Annotated in this window: 10 protein-coding genes; 4 read left to right on the top strand and 6 right to left on the bottom strand. The window is 39.5% G+C overall.

Going from position 1 to position 12,947, the window contains the following annotated elements:
- The 3 genes from JWQ34_RS15935 to JWQ34_RS15925 all read right to left on the bottom strand — a co-directional run.
- Positions 1–211: metalloregulator ArsR/SmtB family transcription factor (locus JWQ34_RS15935; protein WP_299358830.1), on the bottom strand; the 211-nt coding region annotated here is incomplete at its 3' end.
- Between the two features lie 147 nt (positions 212–358).
- Positions 359–1,795: an alpha-L-fucosidase gene (locus tag JWQ34_RS15930; RefSeq protein WP_299358828.1), complete on the bottom strand. Its 1,437-nt coding sequence runs from the start codon at positions 1,793–1,795 to the stop codon at positions 359–361.
- 185 nt (positions 1,796–1,980) lie between these two features.
- A complete protein-coding gene (locus JWQ34_RS15925) occupies positions 1,981–3,960 on the bottom strand; it encodes an HRDC domain-containing protein (protein WP_299358826.1) in 1,980 nt (659 codons plus the stop codon).
- Between the two features lie 187 nt (positions 3,961–4,147).
- Between JWQ34_RS15925 and JWQ34_RS15920 the strand changes: the two genes are divergently transcribed.
- The 4 genes from JWQ34_RS15920 to JWQ34_RS15905 all read left to right on the top strand — a co-directional run bounded on the left by JWQ34_RS15920 (position 4,148) and on the right by JWQ34_RS15905 (position 7,698).
- Positions 4,148–5,587 carry a PAS domain S-box protein gene (locus JWQ34_RS15920; protein ID WP_299358824.1) on the top strand — a complete coding sequence of 480 codons (1,440 nt, stop codon included), beginning with the start codon at positions 4,148–4,150 and terminating at the stop codon, positions 5,585–5,587.
- Between the two features lie 174 nt (positions 5,588–5,761).
- Positions 5,762–6,229, top strand: a complete 468-nt coding sequence (locus JWQ34_RS15915) for a hypothetical protein (RefSeq protein ID WP_299358822.1) — start codon at positions 5,762–5,764, stop codon at positions 6,227–6,229.
- 190 nt (positions 6,230–6,419) lie between these two features.
- Positions 6,420–6,893, top strand: coding sequence for a hypothetical protein (locus JWQ34_RS15910; protein WP_299358820.1), 474 nt, complete (start codon positions 6,420–6,422; stop codon positions 6,891–6,893).
- Positions 6,894–7,191: 298 nt separating this feature from the next.
- Positions 7,192–7,698, top strand: coding sequence for a hypothetical protein (locus JWQ34_RS15905; RefSeq protein WP_299358818.1), 507 nt, complete (start codon positions 7,192–7,194; stop codon positions 7,696–7,698).
- Positions 7,699–8,120: 422 nt separating this feature from the next.
- Here the strand turns inward: JWQ34_RS15905 and JWQ34_RS15900 are convergent, their stop codons facing one another.
- From JWQ34_RS15900 to JWQ34_RS15890, 3 genes are all read right to left on the bottom strand, one after another.
- Complete coding sequence (locus JWQ34_RS15900; protein ID WP_299358816.1) at positions 8,121–10,877, bottom strand: outer membrane beta-barrel protein; 2,757 nt, start codon at positions 10,875–10,877, stop codon at positions 8,121–8,123.
- A 163-nt stretch (positions 10,878–11,040) separates the two neighbouring features.
- Positions 11,041–12,030 (bottom strand): FecR family protein, encoded by a 990-nt coding sequence (locus JWQ34_RS15895; protein ID WP_299358814.1) that lies wholly within the window; start codon positions 12,028–12,030, stop codon positions 11,041–11,043.
- Between the two features lie 83 nt (positions 12,031–12,113).
- Positions 12,114–12,698, bottom strand: coding sequence for an RNA polymerase sigma factor (locus tag JWQ34_RS15890; protein WP_299358812.1), 585 nt, complete (start codon positions 12,696–12,698; stop codon positions 12,114–12,116).
- Positions 12,699–12,947 lie beyond the last annotated feature (249 nt).

Raw genomic sequence — 12,947 nt, 5'->3', positions numbered from 1 at the left:
TAATATGATAGTAAATCTCTCTGCCGTTTTGTGTTTGTTCAACTAATTCGCACTCGGTGAGTATTTGGAGGTGTTTTGAAACGGTCGGTCTTGCTGTATCAAAGTTTGAGGCTATGGCTCCGGCAGTCATGGATTGCGAGGCTACCAATAGGAGTATAGCCCTTCTTGTCGGATCGGCAATTGCCTGAAAAACATCTCTGCGTAAATTCATTATGTAGTTATTTGACTACAAATATACATGTAGTTATTTAACTACGCAAATATTTCTTATTTTTTTGTGGCGACTTGCCTGGACTTTGTTAGTAATATTACCGACAAGGCCAGTACGTATATGATATAATAAGGTTTATAAACGTTACTAGTATTGTATTTTAAAAGTTGCTGTTTGTGTTAAGTTATTGTTTTCCTGTAAATTGGCCGGGACTGTAATGGTTAGCGCATCTGCGGCTGTACTAAATTTTATTTTTCTTTCTACTCCTAACAGGCTCACCTTTTTAATTTTACTGATGCCTTTTAGATGCAATGTAAGCGTGCCCGACAATTTTACCTTATCGTTATCAGACAGACTAAACGCATATATGGTATTACTATTTTTACTTTTTGTATAAAATATATTCCCTTCAGAATAGGGGGCAACAGCATCACTTCCATATATCCCCTCGCCATTAACTTTTATCCACGCGCCAATTTGTTCAAGGCGACTGTATGCTATTGGGTCCCAGTCACCATCAGGGCCTGGGCCAATATTCATCAATAAATTACCGCCTCTTGATACGATCTTAACTAACAAAGAAACGATTTGATTAGTTGACTTATATTGATCTCCCGGCACATAACTCCACGAGTTACCCATGGTTATGCAGCTTTCCCACGGATGATCAAGGGGCTCAGTAGGTACCTTCTGTTCGGGCGTGGTATAATTCTCAAATTCTCCGGGCACTGTACGGTCCACTATTATTAAACCGGGTTGTTTTTTACGGGCCATTGCAGCTATATTGGCCATATCTATATTCTGGTCATAGATCTTTTTATAATCAGGCGATGTACTATCAAACGTAGATTTAGGCCTTACCCAGCCACCGTCTAACCACAATATGTCTACCTTTCCGTAATCGGTCATCAATTCGCCAATTTGGTTGTAGGTAAAATCTTTAAATTTTTGCCAACGGTCGGGATATTTGGCAGGGTCATAATTTACATTTCTGCCCATCGGCGGGAAGTAAGACCACCAATAGTATTCACTATGCCAGTCGGGTTTTGAGAAATACGCGCCTATCATAAAGTTTTCTTTACTAAAGGCATTAAATATCTCTTTAGTAACATTACTCCTGGGGTTTGACGAAAATGGATCCCTGGAACTGGTTATTTTGTAATCTGTTTGTTTGGTATCAAACATCGAAAATCCGTCATGATGCTTTGTAGTAAATACTACATATTTCATCCCGGCGTTCTTTGCAGCTTTTACCCACTTTTCGGGATTAAATTTTGTGGGATTGAACGTGGTTAGCAAATTTTCGTAAGCTTTTTTATATTCAAAATAATTTGCACCGTAAGGGCCTTTTCGTTGTGTAAATCCTGCGTCTTCCGGGCAAAGACTCCAGCTTTCAACTACGCCCCATTCGCTGTATGGCCCCCAATGCATAAATAAGCCAAATTTTAAATCCTGCCATTGGTGTAACTTTTTTTGAACCAACGTATCAGTAGGTAGCACATAGCTCTTAGACATTTGGTGTTCTTGCGCCTTTAATAAGGTGCTTATAAACAATATCAATATTAACGCGGGTATTTTTTTCATATCAACTAAAGTTGGTGCACATTTTTTTCAATGTAATTTAATAATTATTTCATTATCAAGCTGTATGTTTCAGGCTATTATGAGATATTATTTATCAACCGAATAAGCATTACAATAATATTTAATAAAAGTGGTGACACAATTTTGCCAGTGTATACGGGGTGTATATACACACTACCTTGGTGTTAACTGGTCTTGAACAAATTAACCTGTTCTACCCCATTACCTTGTATTTGTTGCTCGTAAACTCGTATCAAACCGATGATATCCGCCCCGAATTGTGCCGCTTTTTGAGGGCCAACGCCTTTGATAGTGCTGAGCGCTTTTAAGGTAGCCGGTAATTTTTCGGCTATTGTTGCCGCAGTCTTTTCCGACAGGACCATATTGGGCATTACATTTTCTTTGTTAGCTATCGTTTGGCGCCAGGCCAGTAGTTGCACATACAATTCTTCATTGGGCAAAGCATTCAATGTTTTGAGATAAGTGCTGACGTTGCTTTTTTTAGTTTGACCTTCGAGGTAAGCAATCGCAGTAAACTCTGCTTTGGTAAAATGATCTAATATTTTAATGCGTGCCATAAGCCAATTGATTAATTCATCAGCTTTGGCAGCAACTTCTTTGGACTGACCGATGAACGCGGGTAATTGCTGGTGCAGGGTTTGGACGGCTGCAGATAGTTTTCCATGGAAGTAAGCCGAAGCTTTTTGGACACGCTCACTATTATAGTTTACCAGTTGGCGGGCTGAAAGTTCGGCTATGGCCAGTATCGTGGGTTGCATGTCAGGCAACAGGTATTCAAAGCCTTCACTGCGTTTTTTCAGGCCGTTAAAGTTAAATAGTTCTGTGAGCAGGAACAGTCGGTAAACTTGTTGGTCACGCTCCAATTGTTCGCGGTCAGGCTGCAACAATTTAGCTTGTGTATTAAACCTTGTTACTGCCGGGTCTACAATAATATTGTGCACTGCAATGGGATTACGTAGTACCATGCCGGACAAACTGCGGCAACGACTTAACGCAACATAAGCCTGGCCGTGGGCGAAGGCTTCGCTTACATCAATGATCGCCTTATCAAAACTTAGCCCCTGGCTTTTATGTATGGTGATAGACCAGGCCAGCTTGAGCGGGATCTGGGCAAAGCTGCCGACATTTGTTTCATTGATCTCATCATCGGCCATTTGATATTTGATGTTAGTCCATTCTTGAGCCTGTACCTCAATTTCCTGGCTGTCGCTTTGTACCGTGACGCTATCATTAGTTAATTTTATGACCGTGCCGATCTTGCCGTTGTAATACAATTTTGCGGACGAACTATCATTTTTAACAAACATCACCTGTGCGCCAATTTTTAGTTTTAACTCGGTTTCGGTAGGGTAGGCATCCTTAGGGAACTCACCTTTAATAGTGGCTTTAAATTCTATCTGTTCGCCGGCTAGGGCTTCAATAAATTCATTGTTAATTTGTTGAGTTATCGCATTATGCGTCGTCAGTGTAATATAAGGGTCGTCAGCCATCGGCTTGAAATTAGGTACATAGCGCGCATTCAATAGTGCCAGGCTCTGGTCACTGATCATTTGGTTTCGTACTTCATTCAATATATCAACAAATGCCTGTTCCTTTTGCCGGAAGACCTTATCCAATTCAATACGGACGTAGGGTGCCTTTTGCATCGCCAGGCTGCTAAAGAAATAGGGTGTCGTGTAATAACGGCCTAGCATCGCCCATTCCTCATCACGAATGATCGGGCTTAATTGCGATAAGTCACCGATCAATAATAACTGCACCCCACCAAAAGGGTGATTGTTGTCTTTAACGTTACGCAAGATCAGATCCACTTGGTCGAGCACATCCGGCCTTACCATGCTGATCTCATCAATAATGAGTAACTCCAGACTACTCAATAATTCTTTTTTCTCGGGACTATAATGTACCTCGGGCCTTGAATTGCCTGACGGAATAATAGGGCCAAACGGCAACTGAAAAAACGAATGGATCGTCATTCCACCCGCATTAATCGCCGCTACACCTGTTGGTGCCACTACAGCCAGTTTCTTTTTAGATTCTGCCCGGATGCATTGCAAAAACGTAGTCTTACCGGTACCAGCTTTTCCGGTAAGGAAGACTACAGTATTCGTTGATTCTAAATAATCATAAGCTAGCTGCATCATATACCCTGCAATTATACTAATAAATTTAGTAAAACTATAGGGCGATTATGGTGCAATCCCGTTTTTTGGTTTTAGTTCAAGTATAGGTGAGTATTTTATTCTCTTGATTTTTCAAACTCTTCAACTTTATTATCAAAAAAAAAACGTAAATAGGGTATTATTTATACTCGACTTTGTTTTTACTACCATGCAAACTAAAATAGAACTCTACGAAAAGGTAATACCCATTGCGCATTTAGGAATTTGGGAGAGGAATTTAGATACAGGCGAAATATACTGGAACCAGGTTGTGAGTGAAATTTATGAAATCGAACCGGGTTTCTATCCCAACTTGCAGGAAGCTGCTGCTTTTTATGTAGATCCGAATGCGCTTAATAGTTTGTATGAGCAGACGCGTTTGACCGGTAATGCTTCAACTGTTGAGCTTCAGTTGAGGATAGCCCCAAATAAATTGAAATGGGTTAAAATAAGAATACACGCAGATACCGAAAATAGATCAAACATTTACGGCACTATAGAGGATATTTCGGAACAAAAAAACCTGATTAACACCCTTGCGGAAAGAGAACAGCAATTTTATCATGCTTTTGAATTTGCTCCTATCGGGATGGCGATGGTATCAACAGCGGGCGCATGGATCCGGGTTAACCAAGTACTTTGCTTTATGCTTGGCATGGAAAAGGAAGACTTATTGCGTAAAACATTTCAGGATATAACCCATCCAGATGACCTGGATCTTGACTTGGCGCAAATGCATGCGTTACTTGAGGGGAAAACAACTTTTTATCAAATGGAAAAAAGGTACTTTCACAAAAATGGAAGTATTATATGGGTATTGTTAAGTGTAACGCTGGTAAGAGACCCGCAAGGTAATCCGTTATATTTTGTTTCGCAAATTAAAGACATTACAGAGCAGAAGAAGACGGAAATTGAGCGGGATAAAGCGTTGAAAACCGTTAAAGCGCAGAATAGCCGGCTTTTGAATTTCGCATACATTGTGTCGCATAACCTGCGTTCATATGCAGGAAATATTCATATGCTAACCGATATGATTTCACGGGAAGAGGACAATGTAGAAAGGGAAAACATGATAAATATGCTGGGTGTTAATGCGATGGGTTTACAGGAAACGCTTGAACATCTCAACAAGGTGGTTGATATTCAGCCCGGAGAAAGGCAAACGCTCAAATCGTTAAATTTATTAAATGAGATCAAAAAAGTTGAAGCCATATTATCGGAATCACTAAAGCAGACCAAGGCAGATATCACCATACAAGTACCGCCGGATGTCGAGGTAATGTACAATCCGGCTTACTTTGAAAGCATATTGCTAAATTTGCTTACCAATAGTGTTAAATACAGAAAAGCGGATAGCCAACTAAAGATCAGGATAACAGCGGAATCTTTAAATGACCGCATAACACTGACCGTAGAGGACAACGGAAAAGGTATAGACCTTGCCTTATATGGTGAAAAGCTATTTGGGATGTATAATACGTTCCATGGGAATGCGGACGCTCGCGGGGTAGGGCTATTTCTTGTGAAAAACCAGGTGGAAACCATGGGCGGCATTATTACTGTTGAAAGTACTCCGGGGCAGGGCACCAAATTTGAAATTACATTTTAAAACTTGGTGTGAAACTAAAAATTAGAATCGGTGCTGGACACTGAAAACTAATAGTTAAAAAATCAAAACTTCGAAAACGCCGGAGAACAAAGCAAGTCCGGATAACAATTTTTTACCACCAGTTATACATTAAACTCAGCGAAACAATACCCAAACACATAATAAATCAAATTCATGAAGCAGAAAATCAAGATAATAATAGGCACTCTTTTAATTCAAGTATTTGCTTTAGGACAAGCGTTCGCTCAGAAGTCATCATATATTTTCATCTTAAAAAACAGTTCCTCAACTAAGGAAATAGTAACCCGCAATTTGTTTGTCAGTGTTTCAAATACAGCAAATATGCATATGTTCAAAAGAGAGGAAGCAGAAAAAACGTTTGGAAAATTAGACAGCAATACAATTGTGCTAAGCGTAACGTTAAATCCCGGTGTTAAACTTGTTACATTAGGGGAATTTTATAAACGTCGTAATATCAGTGGGAAAGCAAAAAATGCTCCTTTTTTGATTGACGGCGAACTTATAAGAGATACAACTAACTTGTTAATAGACGAGAGTGTTGTTGAAACAGTTAATTCAAACGCGGATTCTATTGTAGTTAAGACACATGGCTATCCAAGGAGGCAGCAGGCAGGACATTAATAGACAAAAAATTATCGTCATCGATTATCAAAAGCACAAACCGATTAAGATCGGTTTGTGCTTTTTTTGCGTTTAGTTTTTCAGATCAGAATCCAACATATAAAAGTTGCAAGTGCGGATAACAATTTTTTCTCCATCGCTTATACATTAAACACAGTGAATCCAAACCCAGGACAATAAAATAAAACTTATGAAACAGACAATCAAAATCATAGTAGGCGCTCTTTTAATTCAAGTATGTGCTTTAGGACAAGCGTTCGCTCAGAAACCATCGTATATTACTATTGTAAAAAACAGTTCATCAACAAAGGAAATAGTGACTCGCCATTTGTTTGTAAATAGCCTAAGCGTAGCAGATATACATGGTATGACACAAATAGAAGCGGAAAAAAGGTTTGGAAAATTAGACAATAATACAAAAGTTATAATCTTAACATTAAACCCAAACGTTAAACTTACTAGTTTGGGCCAATTCTATAAACGTCGTAATATCAGTGGAAAAGCAAAAAATGCCCCGCTTGTGATTGACGGCGAACTTGTAAGAGATACAACTAACTTGTTAATAGACGAGAGTGTTGTTGAAACAGTTAATTCAAACGCGGACTCTATTGTAGTTAAGACACACGGCCATCCACATCAAAAGAGTCAGAAGGCAGGACATTAATAGACAAAAAATTATCGTTATCGATTATCAAAAGCACAAACGATAAGATCGGTTTGTGCTTTTTTGCGTTTAGTATCGATCCAAAGAAGTACTTGCCTTTTCCCGACAGAAGGTTTCGACTACCAAACATAGTGTCAAGATTTTATTTACAAAGTTTACATTTTAATTTACAATACAAATTCTTCAGGCTAAAGGATGTCAGGGTAGATTTGCTGATCAATTTTAATAAGATATGAAAAATAAAAGAAATGTTTTGTACGGTCTGGCTACCATCATGGTTGGACTAATTTATTTTCCTGTGCTGGCTCAGCAAAAAAGTGGCACTCATCGCGTTAGCTTTTCTGGCGAATGGAGAGCCAAAGAGTCGATAGCTATGGACGGAAATATTGTTTGCTGCTATAACTCGGGTGACCGTATGCTAGCTAAAACAATGAAAATAGAAGAGCAGGTAAATTTTCTAACTGTAGAGGTGTCAAGCTCGTTTCCTGGCACAGCTCCTGTTACCAGCCAGGAGAAACTGGCCTTCGACGGTAAAGCAGGCGAAATCGATAATGGCCCGGGAAGAGGAAAGAAGTTTACCGTAAAGTTGTCAGGTGATGGGCAAACGATGACTGTGAACTCAATTGTACATCTGATGGTTGCCACTCCTTACCATGTAAATGTTCAGAAACAAACATTTGTTTACATAACAGAGGTTTGGAAGTTGAGCAATGATGGCCGGTCTATTTCTGTGCAGGCCAGTGCAAAATCAAGCTTAATTGGCAGCGAGCGTTCCTGGAAGACCGTATTTGATAAAGTCGGTTAGCATTCAAATTTTTTTTGTACAAGCCAGACTTTGTTGGGCTAATGGTTTTTTCTTTGAAATGAAGGGGTAGTTAGAGCACCTTGGATACATCCGGCGTTCAATCATAACTTGCTGATTTTGAGACAAAAAAGGCTGCTCTTTTTAGAGCAGCCTACTGATGATTTTGCGGGAATCCGTTTCGTGGAGCCGGAGGGATTTATATTATCCTTGTACCGCTCTGATATTTAATATTTTATAATGGCTTAATTTCTTACTCACCGAAACACTCACCACTTTTTTAAGTACAGATTAATTGCAAATCTTATGAAATAAAGATACAAAAATGAATTGATATAAATCTAAAATTTGAAGTTTAACTCCAACGTGCATATAGAATAATCAAACACTTTTGGCGAAGATAGCCGAAGACTTTTTACCAAACTTTAGTGAGACAAGTCATCATTCTTGATGCCGCGCTTATTCTTTTTGATCTCCTCTTTGAGCTTACCAAAGCGGTAGTTTAAACTCACAGTGAATCTTCTATAATAAACTTGATAATTGCTGGTTTGCAGAAAATCGGGGCCGGTGAGTTGTTCGTTCACATAACGATATTTGGTAAATGGACTACTTACGGCTGCTGAAAGAGTTAATTTATTTTGAACTATATCCTTATTAACACTGAAAGATGATGCCGTAAAGCCGTTAGTTCTTCCCAGCGGTAGTAAAATACCCCCCTTCCTGTATGTAAAATCTGCATTGGCACGCCAACCTTTATTAAAACTGTAACCACTTGAGGCATATGCATAAGCGTCATAGCCTGAATTTTTGAGTGTTACGTTATCTACAAGCCCGTAAAAGGTCACATGTCGAATATCAGTATTCAGGTTAACGTTCCAATGGTCATTGATTTGGTAATTTATATAAATATTGGACTTAAGCACACGACCCTTACCATAATTCTCAAAGCGTGTGAGTGTTATGTTGGTAGTAGGATCATACGAAGAGAAGGCGTTGATGACTTGGTTAAAATATAAATACCCTAACGCTATATTATAGGTTAACTTACCTGATTTCAGGTAGCTTAACTGAAATGCGGTGGAGGTAATGGGCTTAAGATTAGGGTTACCACTTGTTTCGAAATTAGGATTAGATCTGTCGACAAATGGATTTAACTGCGATATTGCAGGACGCTGTATTCTTATTGAATAGGAAAAACTCAAACTGCTGCGATCGTTAAACTTCCTGTTGGCAACGATGGCTGGTAATACATTTAAATACCTTTGTTGTATTTGGTCGCTACCCTGGCTGTAATCACCATTGATAATAGTTTCTTCCGCCCTAAGGCCAGCTTTGAGTTGCCAGTTCGCAGCTTGGTAAGAATAACTATTATAAGCGGCCAGCACATCCTGACTGTTATTGAAAATATTTGAGCCTGTTTGATCCAGGTCATAATTACCAGTTAGCGGGTTCTTTGTTAAATATTGAAAGTCACTTTTATTCTTTCTAAAAATCCCTTTTAAGCCCGCCTCCATTATTATGTTACCAATTGGCTGCACATAATCGGCCTGCACGGTATGTTCAGTCAGGCTCTCGGCGTTGGTCTGATGATAATCCGGATTACTGTAATTGATTTCATTAGACACGTCGATATTATTAAACAAGGAATTGCTATTTTTTAAGTAGCGATAAGAAATGGTTAGCAACTGATCCTTATTCGCTTTAAAACCCAGCTGATAATTAATAGCAGCATCAAGGCCGCGTCCTTCACTGTTATTATCATTGGCCAGGTTGTACTGTTGTAAGTTTGAACCAGTTAGGATAGAAGTTTGAAAAGCCAGCCCTGTCTGTTTACTGCTGTTCCAGTTGAACTGGCTGGAAATCAGATTAAGGGAATCAATTTCATAACTAAGTTCCAGCCCGGCATAGCCTGTATGGCTGTTGCTTTGGTTAGTACTGTGCTGTTCCAGGTTGGTTGGATTGGTTCCTGTAGTTACTCTTGTTAGTTCTCCACTGGTTTCAGGTATGTTATTTCGGCTAATCCCGGCAAGTGTAGACAAACCAAACTTCCCTTCTTTAAAAGTAAAAGCACCGCCTGCGCCTGGCCCGCCTACAGGCCCTTTTTCGTTGATATTAACTGAGCCGTGATATCCGTTAGCGACGTCTTTATTGGTAATAATATTGATGATTCCTGCCAGTCCTTCCGCATCATATTTGGATGGAGGTGTAGTGATTACCTCGATACTTTTGATGGTTGAGGCTGGGATACTGCGTAGCACATCTTTAGGATTTCTTTCCACCATTGCCGATGGCTTGCCGTTTATAAAAACACGGTAACCCGAACTGCCCTTTAGCAGGATATTGTCATCGCCATCCACGGAGAGGTAAGGTACTTTTCGCATCATGTCCAATACGCTGCTTACTTTGCTTTGCGGATCTGCCTGAAGGTCATAAGTGATCCGGTCGGCTTCCTGCCTAATTAATGGACGGCTTCCTGAAATGTTCACGGTGGCCAATTGATGTGGAGCCGATTTTAAAACTATATCCGTTAGTTCAACCATTTTCGAATCAGCTACTGTGATTTTCATCGTTAAACTGTCTGTTTCGATAGAAGATACGGTCAATAGGTAATCACCTTGTTCATAAACAATTATATTGAACTTTCCACTGGTGTCTGCCAGTGTGGTTGAAATAATTTTGGTACTACCGACTTTGGCAATTCTCAAAGTAGCCAATTCAACGGGCTTATGATCTACTCCTGTTACCCTGCCTGTAATCGTATAATCAGTTTGCTGTTTTTTTTCCAGTAAAATATTCCCATCGATCTGCCTGAAAGTGAAACCTGTATTTTTTAGTAACTCTTCAAGTGTTTTTTCAACAGTACGACTGCCAGTGATCAAGTTTAAATCAGACAGCATTTGCACATCCAATCTGCGGTAATAAAACCGTAGCGACGTTTGTTGTTCTATCTTTTTAAGGCCGCTAACCAGATCCTCATGATTAAGACCGACCGTAACCTTCTCCTTGTGCATGTCTTGTCCTTTGGTTGTAGTGGCCCACAATACCTGTAAAGTGGTTAGAATAATTAATGTGACTACAACGCTGACACGCATTACTTGACGGATAATTTGTTTATTTGATATTAGACCCCCGAGGCAGGTATATAATGCCCCCGGTTTCCGCATATTTGCAGAAATATTCATACTTTTAAATGTTTTAAGTGACTACAGATTATTTAAAACCCCGGTTCTCCGGGATACCTGTAAGCCGATGACCGTCGGTTTACAGGTTCTTACTTTCTATCCCGCCTGGAGGACAAAAGCTTATATGAGCTTAAATACTTTTCATTTTAATTTCGGTTCATAGTTACTTGCAGCCTGCCCCGTCGATAACGATGCTGCCATCTGATTTAGTTTGATAAGTAGCATTATTAAATGCGCAGATGACTTTTAGGATATTATCCAATTTCTCGCCGTTTAATGAAGTTCCGGTAAAGCGGCAGCCTTTTAATTTATCATTGGCGAAATTGATTTTTACATTAAAACGCTGTCGTAACTGTGATACAGCATCGGCAAAGCTCACATCATCGAAATGCAATTCGCTTTGCTGCCATGCAATTACCAATTCAGCATTTACTGTTTCCTTAATTGCTTCCTCTTTTAACGTATTAAAGCTGATCTGCTGGTTTGGTGTAAGTACGCCCAACAGTTTTTCACCGTTTGCTACGCTAACTTTACCACGGGTTACAGTAATCTCGATGGTGTTTTTGCTTTTGTCTTCCCTGATATTGAAAGCTGTGCCCAATACGGTGGTTACCACGTTACCCGTGTGAATGATAAAAGGCTTATGGGCATCATGCGCAATATCAAAGTAAGCCTCCCCGGAAAGATAAACTTCTCTGACTTTGCCAGTAAAAACTTTCGGGTATTTTATTTCCGAGCCAGCATTTACCCACACCTGACTGCCATCTGCAAGGGTAATTTCCTTTTTTTGATTAACGGGTACTTGAAGTGCTGTAAGCTGTACAGGGTGTAAGCGGCTTTGTAAAGCTGGCCATTCTATGTATAGCACGGAAAAGATTATCAATACCGCTGCGGCTGCGGCAACGCTTCGCCACAAAAAATGCTTCCTTTGTGGCAACTGTATGACTTTAGCTTCCCCGCCACGAATAGTGTTTTTGATATCCCCAAAAACACTGGAAAGCCATTCGTCTTTACCTGATTGATCCAAGCTTGTCCAATCCGCATTGGAGTTGCCATTCTTTTCCAGCCAGCGTTCTACCAACGCATTTTCTTCCGTTGATGCTTCGCCTTTGATATAACGATCCAGTAAGGCTTCGATTTGGTTACGACTCATTTCTATCAGAATTTGACAGTAGTCGTTTGAAATGACGTTTGGTACTATAAGAAAATGAAATATTTTTTTTGAGTTAAAATAGCTCAGGAAAGCAACCACATTGTTAGGGCGGTAGTGGTGACTACAGTCAGTGATTGACGTAAATGTTTTAATGCAGCGGTCAACTGGTTTTTTACAGTTTGTTCCGAAAGTTTCAATTGCTTAGCAATATCAGGGGTGCTAAGATTTTGTTCCCGGCTTAATAAATAGATCTCTTTTACTCTCGGTGATAATTCTTCAAGGGATCTTTCGATGTTCTTCTGTAATTCTTTTGCGGCTATTTGTTGCTCAATAGTTATTTCATGAACGGTGCTTAATGCCATTACCATTACGGCGTATTCTTCGCGGGTAACATTTTTCCTGATCTTATCAACGATGCGATAACGTACTAAAGTAAACAGATATGCTTTTAAATTACTGTTAACCTGCAATTGCTTCCTATCCATCCAAAGTTTCACAAACAAGTCGTGGATAATATCCCTTGCATCTTCCAGGTTAAATAATTTGGATGATGCGAAACCTGCCAATTGCTCTGCATAACGGCCATAAATCTCGGCAAATGCATCCTTATCATCTTTTTTTAAAAGATCGATCAGCTGCAAATCGGTTAAAATATGATAGGCTCCCATTATTCGTTAAAACGAAAGTACAATCAAACAGACACATTTTAAGTATTGATTGTTACATTTTGGTAATAAAATAAGTATTTCGCACACCACCCCATTTTCAACGCTTAGGCACCAAAAGCGCAAGGCGGGTGAAATGTCAAGGCCGAAGCACCGCTAAAAAACAAATTAAAATGCTTCGCTTGTATAGCCCGCTTTGATAGTTTTTTGGCTTTTTTAAATAAAAAAGCAAGCTGAAATTAGTTTTCATAA

Source organism: Mucilaginibacter sp., assembly GCF_028288185.1.
Taxonomy (GTDB): domain Bacteria; phylum Bacteroidota; class Bacteroidia; order Sphingobacteriales; family Sphingobacteriaceae; genus Mucilaginibacter.
The sequence above is the reverse complement of the archived record's forward strand: the minus strand, read 5'-3'. Positions and strand labels throughout refer to the sequence as shown.

Excerpts from the sequence above, each read along its gene's own strand:
- JWQ34_RS15890 (WP_299358812.1), bottom strand. The coding sequence starts at position 12,698 with ATGGGAGCCTATCATATTTTAACCGATTTGCAGCTGATCGATCTTTTA.
- JWQ34_RS15930 (WP_299358828.1), bottom strand. The coding sequence starts at position 1,795 with ATGAAAAAAATACCCGCGTTAATATTGATATTGTTTATAAGCACCTTA.
- JWQ34_RS15900 (WP_299358816.1), bottom strand. The coding sequence starts at position 10,877 with ATGAATATTTCTGCAAATATGCGGAAACCGGGGGCATTATATACCTGC.
- JWQ34_RS15925 (WP_299358826.1), bottom strand. The coding sequence starts at position 3,960 with ATGATGCAGCTAGCTTATGATTATTTAGAATCAACGAATACTGTAGTC.
- JWQ34_RS15920 (WP_299358824.1), top strand. The coding sequence starts at position 4,148 with ATGCAAACTAAAATAGAACTCTACGAAAAGGTAATACCCATTGCGCAT.
- JWQ34_RS15910 (WP_299358820.1), top strand. The coding sequence starts at position 6,420 with ATGAAACAGACAATCAAAATCATAGTAGGCGCTCTTTTAATTCAAGTA.
- JWQ34_RS15915 (WP_299358822.1), top strand. The coding sequence starts at position 5,762 with ATGAAGCAGAAAATCAAGATAATAATAGGCACTCTTTTAATTCAAGTA.
- JWQ34_RS15895 (WP_299358814.1), bottom strand. The coding sequence starts at position 12,030 with ATGAGTCGTAACCAAATCGAAGCCTTACTGGATCGTTATATCAAAGGC.